Origin of the sequence: Streptomyces deccanensis (genome assembly GCF_022385335.1) — a bacterium.
Taxonomy (GTDB): Bacteria; Actinomycetota; Actinomycetes; order Streptomycetales; family Streptomycetaceae; genus Streptomyces; species Streptomyces deccanensis.
The window spans coordinates 1,862,780-1,877,712 of the sequence record NZ_CP092431.1 but is presented as its reverse complement, the minus strand read 5'-3'; the positions used below and the strand labels follow the sequence as shown (position 1 = coordinate 1,877,712).

General features: G+C 71.9%; 13 protein-coding genes. 12 read left to right on the top strand and 1 reads right to left on the bottom strand.

Features of this window, described 5'->3' with window-relative positions:
- Window positions 1-6 precede the first annotated feature (6 nt).
- From rpe to L3078_RS08345, 5 genes are all read left to right on the top strand, one after another.
- Window positions 7-693 carry a ribulose-phosphate 3-epimerase gene (gene rpe / locus L3078_RS08365; RefSeq protein WP_033532548.1) on the top strand — a complete coding sequence of 229 codons (687 nt, stop codon included), beginning with the start codon at window positions 7-9 and terminating at the stop codon, window positions 691-693.
- Window positions 694-830: 137 nt separating this feature from the next.
- Complete coding sequence (locus L3078_RS08360) at window positions 831-1,874, top strand: sugar-binding transcriptional regulator (protein WP_239752407.1); 1,044 nt, start codon at window positions 831-833, stop codon at window positions 1,872-1,874.
- Between the two features lie 279 nt (window positions 1,875-2,153).
- On the top strand, window positions 2,154-3,596 hold the full coding sequence (locus L3078_RS08355) for a GuaB1 family IMP dehydrogenase-related protein (protein WP_239752406.1): 1,443 nt from the start codon (window positions 2,154-2,156) through the stop codon (window positions 3,594-3,596).
- Between the two features lie 317 nt (window positions 3,597-3,913).
- Complete coding sequence (locus tag L3078_RS08350; RefSeq protein ID WP_239752405.1) at window positions 3,914-5,380, top strand: amino acid permease; 1,467 nt, start codon at window positions 3,914-3,916, stop codon at window positions 5,378-5,380.
- Window positions 5,381-5,390: 10 nt separating this feature from the next.
- A complete protein-coding gene (locus L3078_RS08345) occupies window positions 5,391-5,843 on the top strand; it encodes an Lrp/AsnC family transcriptional regulator (RefSeq protein WP_045557267.1) in 453 nt (150 codons plus the stop codon).
- Window positions 5,844-5,972: 129 nt separating this feature from the next.
- Here L3078_RS08345 and L3078_RS08340 read toward each other — a convergent pair whose 3' ends face one another.
- Window positions 5,973-6,713: a GntR family transcriptional regulator gene (locus L3078_RS08340; RefSeq protein WP_239752404.1), complete on the bottom strand. Its 741-nt coding sequence runs from the start codon at window positions 6,711-6,713 to the stop codon at window positions 5,973-5,975.
- A 227-nt stretch (window positions 6,714-6,940) separates the two neighbouring features.
- On the opposite strand from L3078_RS08340, the gene L3078_RS08335 reads away from it, so the two are divergent.
- From L3078_RS08335 to L3078_RS08305, 7 genes are all read left to right on the top strand, one after another.
- Complete coding sequence (locus tag L3078_RS08335; RefSeq protein WP_239752403.1) at window positions 6,941-8,095, top strand: ABC transporter substrate-binding protein; 1,155 nt, start codon at window positions 6,941-6,943, stop codon at window positions 8,093-8,095.
- Complete coding sequence (locus tag L3078_RS08330; protein ID WP_239752402.1) at window positions 8,092-8,994, top strand: ABC transporter permease; 903 nt, start codon at window positions 8,092-8,094, stop codon at window positions 8,992-8,994. Before L3078_RS08335 ends, L3078_RS08330 begins: the two co-directional genes overlap by 4 nt.
- Window positions 8,982-9,860: an ABC transporter permease gene (locus tag L3078_RS08325; RefSeq protein ID WP_239752401.1), complete on the top strand. Its 879-nt coding sequence runs from the start codon at window positions 8,982-8,984 to the stop codon at window positions 9,858-9,860. Before L3078_RS08330 ends, L3078_RS08325 begins: the two co-directional genes overlap by 13 nt.
- Before the next feature lie 3 nt (window positions 9,861-9,863).
- On the top strand, window positions 9,864-10,937 hold the full coding sequence (locus L3078_RS08320; protein ID WP_239752400.1) for an ABC transporter ATP-binding protein: 1,074 nt from the start codon (window positions 9,864-9,866) through the stop codon (window positions 10,935-10,937).
- A gap of 66 nt (window positions 10,938-11,003) precedes the next feature.
- Window positions 11,004-12,500 (top strand): HAD-IA family hydrolase, encoded by a 1,497-nt coding sequence (locus L3078_RS08315; RefSeq protein ID WP_239752399.1) that lies wholly within the window; start codon window positions 11,004-11,006, stop codon window positions 12,498-12,500.
- Window positions 12,501-12,646: 146 nt separating this feature from the next.
- Window positions 12,647-13,846 (top strand): MFS transporter, encoded by a 1,200-nt coding sequence (locus L3078_RS08310; protein ID WP_239752398.1) that lies wholly within the window; start codon window positions 12,647-12,649, stop codon window positions 13,844-13,846.
- Window positions 13,847-14,090: 244 nt separating this feature from the next.
- Window positions 14,091-14,879: a carbon-nitrogen hydrolase family protein gene (locus L3078_RS08305; RefSeq protein WP_239752397.1), complete on the top strand. Its 789-nt coding sequence runs from the start codon at window positions 14,091-14,093 to the stop codon at window positions 14,877-14,879.
- Window positions 14,880-14,933: the final 54 nt, after the last annotated feature.

The following is a 14,933-nucleotide window of genomic DNA, read 5'->3' as shown; positions in this document are numbered from 1 at the left end:
TGGCCCATGGCCGCGCAGATCAACCCCAGCATCCTGTCCGCCGACTTCGCCCGTCTCGCCGACGAGGCGAAGGCGGTCGAGGGAGCCGACTGGCTCCATGTAGACGTGATGGACAACCATTTCGTCCCGAACCTCACGCTCGGTGTGCCGGTCGTAGAGTCCCTGGCCCGTGCGACGGAGACGCCGCTGGACTGCCACCTGATGATCGAGGCCCCCGATCGGTGGGCGCCCCAGTACGTGGAAGCGGGTGCCGGTTCCGTCACCTTCCACGCGGAGGCGGCCGCCGCACCGGTGCGACTCGCCCGTGAGATCCGGGCCAAGGGTGCCCGGGCCTCCATGGCGCTCAGGCCCGCGACGCCGATCGAGCCGTTCGAGGACCTGCTGCCCGAACTCGACATGGTGCTGATCATGACGGTCGAACCGGGCTTCGGTGGCCAGGCCTTTCTCGACATCATGCTCCCGAAGATCCGCCGGACCCGCGAGTTGATCAGCAAGCACGGCCTCGACCTGTGGCTCCAGGTCGACGGCGGCGTCGCCGAGTCCACCATCGAGCGCTGCGCCGAGGCGGGCGCGGACGTCTTCGTCGCCGGTTCCGCGGTCTACGGGGCCGAGGACCCGGCCGAGGCGGTCCGGGCGCTGCGGGCGCGGGCGGAGGCCGTGACGGCGACCGCGGGCTGGGCCTGCGGCCACTGAGACACGGCGGAACGGCCGTGCGAACGCCGAGGCGGGCGGGGCACGTCGTGCGTCCAGAGGGCCAAGGAAACGTGAACGGCTTTCCTTCGGGCTGATCGAAAACGCCGGATCTGCAAGGATGAACGGCGTATCCATGTGTGAAGAGCAGTGAGGAGATGGCCGTGTCGGGTATGTCGGCGGGCCGATCAGCCATGCGGATGGGACCCGCTGAGCTGGTACAGGCGGCGGCCATGGCTCGCCGCTTCTACCTCGAGGGCAAGTCCAAGATCCAGATCGCCGAGGAGTTCGGCGTGAGCCGCTTCAAGGTGGCCCGGGTCCTGGAGACCGCCCTCGAGCGGGATCTCGTACGAATCGAGATCCGCGTCCCCGCGGAACTGGACGCGGAGCGCTCCGACGCGCTGCGGGCCCGCTACGGCCTGCGGCACGCCGTGGTCGTCGAGTCACCGGCCGACGCCGAGGAGTCCCCCGACCCGGAGAACCTCGGCGAGGTCGCCGCGGACCTGCTCGGCGAACTGGTCAACGAGGGCGATGTGCTCGGCCTCGCCTGGGGCCGCTCCACCATCCACATGGCGGCGGCGCTCGACCGGCTGCCGCCGTGCACGGTGGTGCAGTTGACCGGCGTGTACGACGCCGGGACCGCCGAGCGCGGCTCGGTCGAGGCGGTACGGCGGGCCGCGCAGGTGTCGGGCGGCGACGCCCACCCCATCTACGCGCCGATGCTGCTGCCGGACGCGGCCACCGCGGCCGCGCTGCGCCACCAGACCGGGATCGCGCGGGCCTTCGAGTACTTCGACAAGGTCACCGTCGCCTGTGTCTCCATCGGCTCCTGGGAGGCGGGCATCTCCACGGTGCACGACATGCTCAGCGACGAGGAGCGGGGGCACTACGCCTCCCTCGGGGTCGCCGCCGAGATGTCGGCACACCTCTTCGACGCGGACGGCCGCCGGGTCGGACGTGACCTCGGCGAGCGGTGCATCACGGTCAAGGCCGACCAGCTCCGCCGTATCCCCGAGGTCGTCGCGATCGCCGGCGGGCAGCGCAAGGCGGCCGCGATCGACGCCGTCCTGCGCTCGGGGCTGGTGACCAGCCTCGTCACGGACACCTCGGCGGCGGACTACCTGCTGACGGCCGGTCAGACACCGCGTCCGGCGCTCAACCGGGCGGACCCGGACGGGGTGTAGCGCTCCGTCCGGGTCCGCCCGGTGGGGCGTGGGAGCGTCTGCCGGGTCGGGGTCCGGGGGCGGCCGCAGGTCGTGTGGGGTCGATCGCGCGGTTCCCCGCGCCCCTCGCGGGGCGCGGGCCGTGCTCGCTCTCGGAGGATCCTCCCAGGTCGCCCGACGCCCCTCTGGAGGATCCGTCGGGGCCGCTCATACCCGCCGACATGGGACAATGAGGTACGTGCTCTTCCCCCTGGCGGTCCTGTCAGGGGGTCACCTCTGATCGACCGGGATGTGCGGCACGTGCGTTTCCTCAATGACATCCAGCCCGCGTACGACCTGACGTACGACGACGTCTTCATGGTTCCGAGCCGTAGCGCCGTCGGATCGCGGCAGGGTGTGGACCTGGCCTCACCGGACGGCACGGGGACCACCATCCCGCTCGTCGTCGCCAACATGACCGCCATCGCCGGCCGCCGGATGGCCGAGACGGTCGCCCGCCGCGGTGGCCTGGTGGTCGTCCCGCAGGACATCCCGATCGAGGTCGTCACCGACGTCATCTCCTGGGTGAAGAGCCGCCACCTCGTCCTCGACACCCCGATCGTGCTCAACCCCCACCAGACGGTCGCCGACGCGCTGGCCCTGCTGCCGAAGCGCGCGCACAACGCGGGCGTCGTCGTCGACGACGCGCTGCGGCCCGTCGGCGTCGTCACCGACGCGGACCTCACCGGCGTCGACCGCTTCACCCAGCTCGAAGTGGTCATGTCCCGGGACCTGTTGCTCCTCGACGCCGACATCGACCCCCGTGAGGCCTTCAACCGGCTCGACGCGGCCAACCGCCGGTACGCGCCCGCCGTCGACCGCGACGGCCGTCTCGCGGGCATCCTGACCCGCAAGGGCGCGCTCCGCGCCACGCTGTACAGTCCCGCCGTCGACGCGAACGGCAAGCTGCGCGTGGCCGCCGCCGTCGGCATCAACGGTGACTTCGTGGACAAGGCGAAGCAGCTGCTCGCCGCGGGCGTCGACACGCTCGTCATCGACACCGCGCACGGCCACCAGGAGTCGATGATCAACGCGATCAAGCTGGTGCGCGATCTCGACCCCCGGGTGCCGATCGTGGCCGGCAACATCGTCGCCGCCGAGGGCGTGCGGGACCTGATCGAGGCCGGCGCGGACATCGTCAAGGTCGGGGTCGGGCCGGGTGCCATGTGCACGACCCGGATGATGACCGGCGTCGGGCGTCCGCAGTTCTCCGCGGTGCTGGAGTGCGCGGCCGAGGCGAAGAAGTACGGGAAGCACGTGTGGGCCGACGGGGGTGTGCGGCACCCCCGCGACGTCGCCATGGCGCTGGCCGCTGGCGCGTCCAACGTGATGATCGGGTCGTGGTTCGCGGGGACGTACGAGTCGCCGGGCGACCTCCAGCAGGACGCCGGCGGGCGGCTGTACAAGGAGTCCTTCGGGATGGCGTCGGCGCGGGCCGTTCGCAACCGTACGAGCGAGGAGTCGGCGTACGACCGGGCGCGCAAGGCGTTGTTCGAGGAGGGCATCTCGACGTCGCGGATGTTCCTGGATCCGGCGCGGCCGGGGGTCGAGGACCTGATCGACTCGGTCATCGCGGGGGTGCGGTCGTCGTGCACGTACGCGGGGGCCGGGTCGCTGGAGGAGTTCGCTGAGCGGGCGGTTGTGGGGATTCAGAGTGCGGCCGGGTACGCGGAGGGCAAGCCGTTGCATGCGAGTTGGAGTTAGGGGCGCCTGAGAGCTCGGGGGGAGCTGTGCGGTGGCGGGTGCGGGTTCGTCGTGGTTGTTCGCGCGGTTCCCCGCGCCCCTGACCATGGTTGCGCGCAACGCTCTGAACCGGCCATGCAACGAAGCTTCGCGCACCCGCCGGTAACGCAACGATCTTGCGTTGGTGCGCAAGGTTGCCGCATTACGCTCGCGAAGCTCTGGCTCATAGGGTCAGGCGCTGTACGTGGCGTGGCGGGGACCTCCTGCTCGGTGGCCCCCTGCTGTTCGGTGCTGTCGGTCCTCACCCGCCCTGACCGGCAGCGATGAAGGAGCCACGCGTGCTCGACCAAGGCGCACCCCCACAGCACGAGAATCGGTCCGCCCCGCCCTCCAGAGGCCTCGGGGCGGGGCTGATGCGCCGCAAGCCCGTGGAACGCCTGGTCGCGGAGGGTGGCCAGGGCGAGGGAGGGTCGCTGCGGCGCACCCTCGGGCTGTGGCAGCTGACGATGATCAGCATCGGTGCCACGCTCGGCACCGGCATCTTCGTGGTCCTCGGCGAGGCTGTCCCGAAGGCCGGCCCCGCCGTCACCCTCTCCTTCGTGATCGCGGGTCTCACCGCGCTGTTCTCCGCGCTGTCGTACGCGGAACTGGCCGGCACCATCCCGGTCTCCGGGTCCTCGTACTCGTACGCGTACGCAACGATGGGCGAGCTGGTCGCCTGGGTCTGCGGCTGGTGTCTGGTGCTGGAGTACGGGGTGTCGGTGTCGGCGGTCGCCGTCGGCTGGGGCGAGTACCTCAACGAGTTGCTGGACGGGACCCTCGGTGTGACCATCCCGGCCGCGCTGTCCGCGCCGCCCGGCGACGGGGGCATCTTCAACCTGCCCGCGCTGATCGTCGTCCTGCTGGCGATGGCCTTCCTGCTGGGCGGCGCCCGGGAGTCCGCACGGGCCAACACGGTCATGGTCGTGGTGAAGATCGCCGCCCTGCTGCTCTTCTGCCTCATCGGCCTCCAGGGCTTCCGGTCCGGCAACTACGAGAACTTCATGCCGCTCGGCATGGCGGGTGTCAGCGCGGCCGGGGCCACGCTCTTCTTCTCGTACATCGGGTTCGACGCGGCCTCGACCGCCGGTGAGGAGGCGAAGAACGCCCAGCGCGACCTGCCGCGCGCCATCATGCTGTCGCTGGTCATCGTCACCGCGCTGTACGTGCTGGTGGCCGCCGTCGCGATCGGGGCACGGCCCTGGGAGGGGTTCGGCGAGTCCGAGGCCGCGCTCGCCGGGATCATGAAGGACGTCACCGGGGACGCGTTCTGGGGCACGCTGCTGGCGGCCGGGGCCGTCATCGCCATCGCGAGCGTGGTGCTCACCGTGCTGTACGGGCAGACCCGCATCCTGTTCGCCATGTCCCGGGACGGGCTCGTGCCGAGGGTGTTCTCGCGCGTGCACCCGAAGACCGGGACGCCTCGCGTGAACACCGTGATCGTCTCGCTGTTCTGCGGTGTGCTCGCCGCCGCCATCCCGCTGGGGCAGCTCGCGGACGCCACGAGCATCGGTACGCTGTTCGCGTTCGCGCTGGTCAACGTGGCTGTCGTGGTGCTGCGGCGGACCCGGCCGGAGATGCCGCGGACGTTCCGGGTGCCGTTGTCGCCGGTGCTGCCCGCGCTGGGATTCGCGTTCTGCGTCTGGATGATGGGCAGCCTCGACAGCGTGACCTGGGTCGTCTTCGGGGTCTGGATGGCCGCCGGGCTCGTGTTCTACTTCAGTTACGGCTACCGCCGTTCCCGTCTCGCGACTCCAGAGAAGTGATCCACCCGCAGTGCTGAACGATCTCGACGAACGCATCGTGCACGCCCTCGCCGAGGACGCCCGCCGCTCCTACTCCGACATCGGCCAACTCGTGGGGCTCTCCGCGCCCGCGGTGAAGCGGCGGGTGGACCGGCTCCGGGCGACCGGGGCGATCACCGGATTCACCGTCCGGGTGGACCCCGCCGCGCTCGGGTGGGAGACCGAGGGGTTCGTCGAGATCTACTGCCGGCGGAACACCTCGCCGGAGACGATCCAGCGGGGGCTGGAGCGGTATCAGGAGGTCGTCGCCGCCTCCACCGTCACCGGGGAGGCCGACGCCGTGGTTCAGGTGTTCGCATCTGATATGCGGCACTTCGAGCGGGTGCTGGAGCGGATCGCGGGGGAGCCGTTCGTCGAGCGGACGAAGTCCGTGCTCGTGCTGTCTCCGTTGCTGCGGCGGTTTTCTTCCGGATCGCCCGCCTGAGAGCTCGGGGCGGCCGGTGCGTTGGCGGGTGCGGGTGCGTGGGGGTTGTTCGCGCCCACGCGGCGGAGCCGCATATCGAATACCGCCCCGCGCCCCTTCAGTGCCCGGGGTTCTCCAGTCACTCCGCAGTCACTCCGCGGTCTTCCTCGCCAAGGCGTTGTTGCCGATCGAGTTGTGGACGCTGAAGCTCACGGCGTCCGGGCGGTAGCGGTCGTCGGACCATTCCACCGGGCGGCCCTCGCGGGTGGTGGTGACACGGCGGACCCGGAGGAGGGGGCTGGTCCTGCGTACGGCCAGGAGTTCGGCGTCCCGGGCGCCGGCCGCCACCGCGTCGATGACGTGCTCCCCGTAGGCGAAGACGAGGCCCGTGTCGTCGAGCAGGCGCTGGGTCACGGAGGGGCAGTCCGCCTCGATGGGCTCGACGGCGGGGGAGATCCAGTCGGCGTAGACCGTGCGCTCCAGCAGGACCGGCTGCCCGTCGAGACCGCGCAGCCGCAGCACGTGCAGGACCTGGGCGCCCGGGGCGAGGTGGAGACGTACCCGGTCCTCGGCGCCGGCCGTCCGGTACTCCTGGGCGATCACCCGGCCCGTCGCCTCGCGGCCCATCGCGCGCGCCCACTGGGCGAAGCTGCGCAGCTCCGCGAAGCTCTGGCTGCGGCGGCCGGCCAGGACCACACGGCGGGCACCCTGTCGTGAACCGATGAGGCCCTCGGCGGTCAGGGTCGCCACCGCCTGACGGACCGTGCCGCGCGAGACGCCGTAGCGGGCCGCGAGTTCGGTCTCCGGCGGCAGCAGACTGCCCACCGTGTACTCCTCACGGTCGATCGCCCGCCGCAGCGCCTCGGCGATCTCCTCGTGTCGCGCCGCCATGCTCCCCCTCCGCTCGTCCGGTCGTCCGCTGTGTGCAGCACGACCAGCCTAACGAGGTGGGGAAGCCGCCGGTGAACAACGCCCTCGGCCCACGTTTGTGCGGGAAATCGTGCACGAGTATTTCGCCGCCGTTTACGTGCGTGATATGAAGCGCGGACCTAATGAGGCCAACTTGTTCAGACAAGTGCTCCACCCAGATCGTCCCTGCGCGTACCCCTGGAGAGCTCGTGAACCTCTTCCTGCCGAGAACCGCCGTACTCGGCGGCAGCCTCGCCGTCGCCGCCGCACTCACCCTCAGCGCCTGTGGCGCGGCCCCCGAGAGCACCACCACCGCCGACGGCAAGAGCGCGGCCACCGCGACCTCGGCCGAGGACTTCGGCGGCATGGACGCGCTGGTCGAGGCGGCCAAGAAGGAGGGCAAGCTCAACGCGATCGCCCTGCCCCGCGACTGGGCCAACTACGGCGCGCTGATCGACGGCTTCGAGAAGAAGTACGGGATCAAGGTCGAGGTCGAGAACCCGGACGGCGCCAGCCAGGACGAGATCAACGCCGTCACCTCCCGCAAGGGACAGGACCGCGCTCCCGACGTGCTCGACCTCGGCAGCTCCTTCGCCCTCAGCGCCGCCCAGCAGGGGCTGCTCGCGCCCTACAAGGTGGCCGCCTTCGCCGACATCCCCGAGGGCCAGAAGGACCCGAAGGGCCAGTGGTACAACGACTACGGCGGCTACATATCCATCGGGTGCGACGCGAAGCGGGTCAAGGAGTGCCCGGAGACCTTCGCCGACCTGCTGCAGCCGAAGTACAAGGGACAGGTCGCGCTCAACGGCAACCCCACCAAGTCCGGTTCGGCCTTCGGTGGCGTCTGGGCGGCCTCGCTGGCGAGCGGCGGTTCGTTCGACGACATCCAGCCCGGTCTCGACTTCTTCGCCAAGCTGAAGAAGAACGGCAACTACACGCCCGTCGAGTCCACACCCGCGACCGTCGAGAAGGGCGAAACGCCCATCAGCATCGACTGGGACTATCTGAACGCCGGGTACGCCGACGAGTTCAAGTCCAAGGGCGTCGACTGGAAGGTCGTCGTCCCGGAGGACGGCAAGTTCTCGCAGTACTACTCCCAGGCCATCAACAAGGACGCCCCGCACCCGGCCACCGCCCGCCTCTGGCAGGAGTACCTCTACAGCGCCGAGGGCCAGAACCTGTGGCTCGCCGGCTACGCCCGCCCGGCCCTGATGCCCGCCATGGAGAAGGCCGGCACGCTGGACGAGAAGGCCGCCGCCAAGCTGCCGAAGGTGTCGGGCACCCCCGAGTTCCCGACCGAGGAGCAGCAGACCAAGGCCAAGGACGCGCTCGCGCAGGGCTGGGCCAAGGCGGTCTCCGGGTGACCGCCGTCGCCACCGGGGCCGACCCGGCGCTCGGGGCCGCCGCTTCCGTGAAGCGGCGGCCCCGCCGCGGCGGATGGCTCGCCGTGCTCCCGCTGCTGGCCTTCGTCGCGATCGCCTTCGGGCTGCCCGCCGTCGCCATGCTGAACGGCGCGTTCACCGTCAAGGACCCGGCGACGGGCGCCACGTCGTACACCACGGCGAACATGTCGGCCTCCGTGCAGGGGGCCTACCTCACGGCCATGCTCGGCAGCGTGAAGCTGTCCGCCGTCGCGGCCGGGCTCGCCGCCGTCCTCGGGCTGCCGCTCGCCCAGGCCGTGGTGACCTCCCGCTTCCCGGCGCTGCGCGAGGCCGTGCTCACCGCCTCCGGGGTGCTCGCCAACTTCGGCGGAGTCCCGCTCGCCTTCGCGTTCGTCGCCACCCTCGGCAACTCCGGTGTGCTGACCCGGGAGTTGGGCCTCACAGACAAGGGCTGGGACCTGTACAGCTTCTGGGGACTGGTCATCGTCTACCTGTACTTCCTGATCCCGCTGATGGTCCTCACCATCACCCCCGCCCTCGACGGACTGCGCGTCCAGTGGCGGGAGGCCGCCCAGAACAACGGCGCCACCGGCCCGCAGTACTGGCTCCACGTGGCCCTGCCCGTCCTCGCGCCCTCGCTGCTCGGCGGGCTGGTCCTGCTCTTCGGCAGCGCCTTCGCCGCGTACGCCACCGCCGCGGCCATGGTGGGCAGCTCGATCCCGCTGGTCACCCTGCAGATCGCCGACGCCATCTCCGGCAACGTCCTGGTCGGCCAGGAGAACGTGGCGCTCGCCCTCAGCCTCGACATGGTCCTGATAGCCGGGCTGGTCATGGCCGTCTACCTGCCCCTGCAACGACGGAGCGCCCGATGGCTGGCCTGAACCCGGGGCGCCCGGCCGCGCGCCGCCCCGCCCTGCGCCGTCCCGCCCTGCGCCGCCCCGCCCTGTGGCGCCCGCTCGTCCTCGCCTGTGCCGGGCTGTACTTCCTCGTCCCGCTCGCCGCCTCCGTGATCTTCACGGTCGACGTGCCCGGCGAGGGCCTCACCTTCGACGCGTACACGCGGATCCTCGGCACCGACGGCTTCGTCTCCAGCCTGCTGCTGTCGCTGGAGCTGGCCGCCGCGACCATCGCCGTCGTGCTGCTGCTGATGGTGCCCGCCATGGTCGCGCTGCGCCTCGGCGCCCCCAGGCTGCGGCCCGTGGTGGAGGTCGTGTGCTCCCTGCCGCTGGTGGTGCCGCCCATCGCGTTCGTCGCCGGCCTGGGCACCGTCCTCAAGTGGGGGCCCGAACACCTCTCCCGGACGCCGCTGTTCCAGACCTTCGTCGCGGTCCAGAACCCCGACTTCCCCGTGGTGCTGGTCCTCGCCTACGTGGTGATGGCGCTGCCTTTCGTGTACCGGGCACTCGACGCCGGCCTCCGCGCCATGGACGTCCGCACCCTCGTGGAGGCCGCCCGCAGCTGCGGGGCGAGCTGGCCGCAGGCGCTGGTGCGGGCCGTCCTGCCCAACCTGCGCGGGGCGCTGCTCAACTCGGCCTTCCTCACCCTGGCGCTCGTGCTCGGCGAGTTCACCGTCGCCCAACTGCTGGGCTTTCGGCCGTTCGCCGTGTGGATCGTCAACGTCAGCGGCTCGCAGGCCCAGCTGTCCGTGGCCGTCTCGGTGCTCAGCCTCCTCGTCACCTGGGCCATGCTCCTCGCGCTCGCCTCCTTCGGCGGACGTACCCGAACCGCTTCCGCCTCCCGGGGATGAATCATGACCGTGCTTGAGAAGACCGTGACCGACACCGCCGCCACCGTCGAATTCCGTGGCCTGCGACGGGAGTTCGGCGCCACCGTCGCCCTCGACGGCCTCGACCTGACCGTGCGCCCCGGCGAACTGCTCGCCCTCCTCGGCCCCTCCGGCTGCGGCAAGACCACCGCCCTGCGGATGCTCGCCGGCTTCGAACACCCCGACGCCGGCGAGGTGCTGGTCGACGGCGAGGACGTCACCCGTGTCCCGGCCCACCGGCGCGACGCCGGGATGGTCTTCCAGTCGTACAGCCTCTTTCCCCACCTCAGCGCCCTCGACAACGTGGCCTTCGGGCTGCGTATGCGCAAGGTACGCACGGCCGAACGGCGGTCCAGGGCGGCCGAGTTGCTCGACCTCGTGGGCCTCGCCGACAAGGGTGCCCAGTACCCGCACCAGCTCTCCGGCGGCCAGCAGCAGCGCGTCGCCCTCGCCCGGGCGCTCGCCCTGCGCCCCCGTGTCCTGCTGCTCGACGAACCGCTCTCCGCCCTCGACGCCAAGGTGCGGCTCACCCTCCGCGAGGAGATCCGCCGGCTCCAGCAGGAGCTGGGCATCACCACCCTCTTCGTGACGCACGACCAGGAGGAGGCCCTCTCCATGGCCGACCGGGTCGCCGTGATGCACGCCGGACGGCTCGAACAGTGCGCCACCCCCGTCGAGTTGTACGGCCGCCCCGCCACCGCCTTCGTCGCCGAGTTCGTCGGCACCATGAGCCGGATCCCGGGACGGCTGGACGGGACGACGGTCGAGGTGCTGGGCCTGCGGCTGCCCGTCGACGGGACGGCACCCACCACCCCGGAGGTCGACGTCCTCGTCCGGCCCGAGACGGTCGCCGTGCGGGCGGACGACACCGGCGACGCCCGCGTCGTCGCCACCGCGTTCCTCGGCGCCGCCACCCGCCTCACCGTACGGCTCGCCGACGGCACCGAGGTCAAGGCCGACCTGCCCACCCACGAGGCGGCGGCCCTCGGCGCCGGAAGCTCCGTGACCGTCAGCCTCCCCGAGCGGCCGGTGCTCGTGGCGGCCCGCCCCGCCGGCTGAGACAGGGGTGCCCGCCCCCACGGCGGACACGCGGTCCCGACACACCCCCCACGGAAAGAGAGTCCCGTGTCCCGATCCCCGCTCCAGGCCGCCCTGTTCGACATGGACGGCACGCTCGTCGACACCGAGCGGCTGTGGTGGGACGCGGTGGCGGAGGTGGCCGCCCGCCTCGGACGCGCGCTGTCCGAGGCCGACCAGCCGGACGTCCTGGGCCGCCCCGTCGAGCACACCGCCGACTGGCTCGCCGCGCTCACCGGCGCCGACCGGGACGCGCTCGCCGCCGAACTGCACCAGGAGTTCGCCGACCGGGTCCGCACCGGGACCGTGCCCCGCCCCGGCGCGCTGGAGCTGCTGCGGGCCCTGGCCCGCGAGGACGTCCCCACCGCCCTGGTCACCGCCTCGCCGCGGGCCGTCGCCGACACCGTCCTCGACGTCCTCGGCCGCGACCTGTTCGCCGTCTCCGTCACCGCCGACGACACCGAGCACACCAAGCCCGCCCCCGATCCGTACCTCGCCGCCTGCCGCGCCCTCGGCGTCGACCCGGCCGCCTGCGTCGCCGTCGAGGACACCAGGACCGGCGTCACCTCCGCCGAGGCCGCGGGCTGCGTGGTCCTCGCCGTCCCCTCGCTCGCCCCCATCGAGGAGGCACCCGGGCGGACCGTCCGCGAGAGCCTGGAGGGCGTGACACCGGCGAGCCTGCGCCTGCTGGTCGCGCCCGATGGTCCCGTCCTGCGCGTGATGACCTGGAACCTCTGGCACGGCGGCACCAAGGTCCGCGACCACCGCGCCAAGCAGCTCAAGGTGATCACCGAGACCGGTGTCGACGTGGTCGGCCTCCAGGAGACGTGCGGCACCGCCGCCCAGGAACTCGCGGAGGCCCTCGGCTGGCACCACCACCGGGCCGGCGACAACCTCGGCATCATCAGCCGCCACCCGATCACCGAACGCCTCGGTGACCCCGACGTCGGCTTCTACGGGGCCACCGGAGTCCGGATCAGGACCGACTCCGGCACCGAGGTGGACGTGTGGAGCGTCCACCTGGACTACACGCCGTACGGCCCCTACGAGGCCGCCTTCGACGGGCTGCCCGCCGCCGAGCTGATCGCCCACGAGGAGGTTCGGCTCACCCAGCTGCGGGACTGTCTGCGCCGGATCGACGACACCGCGCCCGGCGCGCCTGGCGCGGCCCCCGTGCCCGTCGTGCTCGTCGGCGACTTCAACAGCCCCTCGCACCTCGACCGGCCGGACGTCGGCTGGCCGGTGACCAGGGCCGCCGAGGCGAGCGGCCTGCGCGACTCCTACCGCGAGGCCCACCCCGACCCCGTACGGGAGCCAGGTCACACCTGGTCGCCGATCCACACCGTGCACGAGGACGGCAGCGGCCGGCCCGAGCCGCAGGACCGGATCGACTTCGTGCTGCACCGCGGCCTGGCGGTGCTCGACTCCCGCACCCACGTCAGCGGCACCCCCAGCCCCTGGCCGGACGTCGAGGACAACGACTGGCCGTCGGACCACGCCGCCGTGATCACCACGTTCGCGCTGGAGCCGGGCGCCCGCGAGTGATCCCCGATATCCCCTGGGCCGGACGGGGGCGGCCCGGCTAGCATCGGTGCCATGACCTGGCGACATTGATCCACCAGCCGCGCCTCCCGAGGACCGCCTCGGACGCCGTACCGACGACGTCCGATCCGCTCCTTCCGGAAGGCCTCATGACTCTCTCACCCGCGCGTGAGCCCGCTGTCGCGACCACCGGTGTCCGACGGCTCACGGCCACGCTGTACGGCTACGCGTTCCTCGACGACTTCGTGCTGCTCTATCCGGTGTACGCGCTGCTGTTCAGCGACACCGGGCTGTCGATCTGGCAGATCTCCTCGCTGTTCGCCCTGTGGTCGATCACCGGGATCGTGCTGGAGGTGCCCTCCGGTGCCTGGGCCGACGCCGTCTCCCGGCGGCTGCTGCTGTGGGTGGGACCGCTGCTCACCGCCGCCGGCTTCGCCCTGTGGGTGATCACCCCCTCGTACTGGGCCTTCGCCCTCGGGTTCGTCCTGTGGGGCGTGCGGGGCGCGCTCGGTTCCGGCGCCCTGGAGGCGCTGGTCTACGACGAACTCGACCGGCTCGGCTCGGCCGACCGGTACGCCCGGATCGTCGGCCGGGCCCAGGCGGCCGGGATGGTCGCCGTGATGGCCGCGATGGGACTGGCCGGTCCGGTCCTCGACCTCGGCGGCTACCCGGCCGTGGGCGCGGCGAGCGTCCTGGTCTGTGTGCTGACCTCGGTGGTGGCCACGCGGTTCCCGGAACACCGGGAGGCGGCGCCGGGGCCGAAGCACGCCTCCACCCTCGCCACCCTGCGGGCCGGGCTCACCGAGCTCCGCCGGGACCGTTCCGTACGGGGCGCGATGCTGCTCGTGCCGGCCGTCGGGGCGGTCTGGGGCGCGCTCGACGAGTACACGCCGCTGCTGGTCCGGGACACCGGGGTGGCCGAGCAGACGGTGCCGTATCTGCTGCTGGTGATCTGGGTGGGGCCGGCGATCGGCAGCCTGCTCACCGGCGTGGGGGAGCGGATGGGCTCCGCCGGGCTGGGGGTGGTGCTGGCCGGGGCGTCGGTCGCGCTGGCCGTGGGGGCGTTGATGGGGACGCCGGCCGGGATCGGGCTCGTCGCCGTCGCCTTCGGGGGGTTCCAGCTGGTCAATGTGCTCGCCGACGCGCGGTTGCAGGACCGGATCGAGGGGGCGCGGCGGGCGACGCTGACGTCCGTCGCGAGCATGGGGACGGAGACGGCGACGGTCGCCGTCTTCGCCGTATATGCCGTGGTCGGGGGTGCGGGGTATGCGCACGGGGTGGTGTTCGCCGTGTTCGCGGTGCCGTATCTCGTGACGGCGGGTGTGTTGGTGGTGCGGAGGGGCGCGTAAGGGGGTGGGGCGTGGGGTTCGTGGGCGGCCGCGGGTTCGGTGTGGCTGGTCGCGCAGTTCCCCGCGCCCCTGAAGGGCGCGGGTGGAGCCCTTTTTCAGGAGCGCAACGAATCGTCGTGCGGGCCCGGCCGCACGCAACGAATCGCCCATCGGTGCGCAATGGCCGCCGCTTGTCCCGTTCGGCGCGGCGGCCGTACCGTCTTTCTGGCCCCCGAATCCCCCTTTGTCCCGGTGAGGAACACGCATGCGTACCGCCCTGCTCCAGAGCTCCGGTCGGCCCGGCTCCGTCGTCGGGAACCTGAAGGTGCTCGACGAGGCCGCGGCGCGGGCCGCCGAGGCCGGGGCGGGGCTGGTGGTGGCGCCGGAGATGTTCCTGACGGGGTACGCGATCGGGGACGACATCGCGCGGCTCGCCGAGGCGGCCGACGGCGACTCGGCCGACGCGGTCGCGGAGATCGCCGGGCGCCACGGGATCGCGATCGTCTACGGGTACCCGGAGCGCGCCGGTGAGACGGTCTTCAACTCGGCGCAGCTCGTCTCCGCCGACGGCGTCCGGCTGGCGAACTACCGCAAGACCCACCTCTTCGGCTGCTTCGAGCGCGACCACTTCACGCCGGGCGAGCGGAGCGTCGTCCAGGCCGAACTGGGCGGCCTCCGCGTCGGGCTCCTGATCTGCTACGACGTGGAGTTCCCCGAGAACGTCCGCGCCCACGCCCTCGCCGGCACCGATCTGCTGGTGGTGCCGACCGCCCAGATGCATCCGTTCCAGTTCGTCGCCGAGTCGATGATCCCGGTGCGGGCCTTCGAGAACCAGATGTACGTCGCGTACGTCAACCGGGTCGGCCGCGAAGGGGAGTTCGAGTTCGTCGGGCTGTCCACGCTGGCGGGGCCCGACGGGATCGCGCGCACCCGCGCCGGACGCGAGGAGGACCTCGTCCTCGCCGACGTCGACCCCGCCGTCGTCGTGGCCTCCCGCGAGGCGAACCCGTACCTCCAGGACCGTCGCCCCGGGCTCTACGGCTCCCTCGTCTGAGCCCCGCCCCGCCCCACCCCGAACCCCCGTTCCACCGCAAGGAGTCCGTACCCC

Coding starts and splice junctions, on each gene's coding strand:
- L3078_RS08325 (WP_239752401.1), top strand. CDS start 8,982: ATGGCTGGCCTGAACCCGGGGCGCCCGGCCGCGCGCCGCCCCGCCCTG.
- L3078_RS08305 (WP_239752397.1), top strand. CDS start 14,091: ATGCGTACCGCCCTGCTCCAGAGCTCCGGTCGGCCCGGCTCCGTCGTC.
- L3078_RS08310 (WP_239752398.1), top strand. CDS start 12,647: ATGACTCTCTCACCCGCGCGTGAGCCCGCTGTCGCGACCACCGGTGTC.
- L3078_RS08340 (WP_239752404.1), bottom strand. CDS start 6,713: ATGGCGGCGCGACACGAGGAGATCGCCGAGGCGCTGCGGCGGGCGATC.
- rpe (WP_033532548.1), top strand. CDS start 7: ATGGCCGCGCAGATCAACCCCAGCATCCTGTCCGCCGACTTCGCCCGT.
- L3078_RS08320 (WP_239752400.1), top strand. CDS start 9,864: ATGACCGTGCTTGAGAAGACCGTGACCGACACCGCCGCCACCGTCGAA.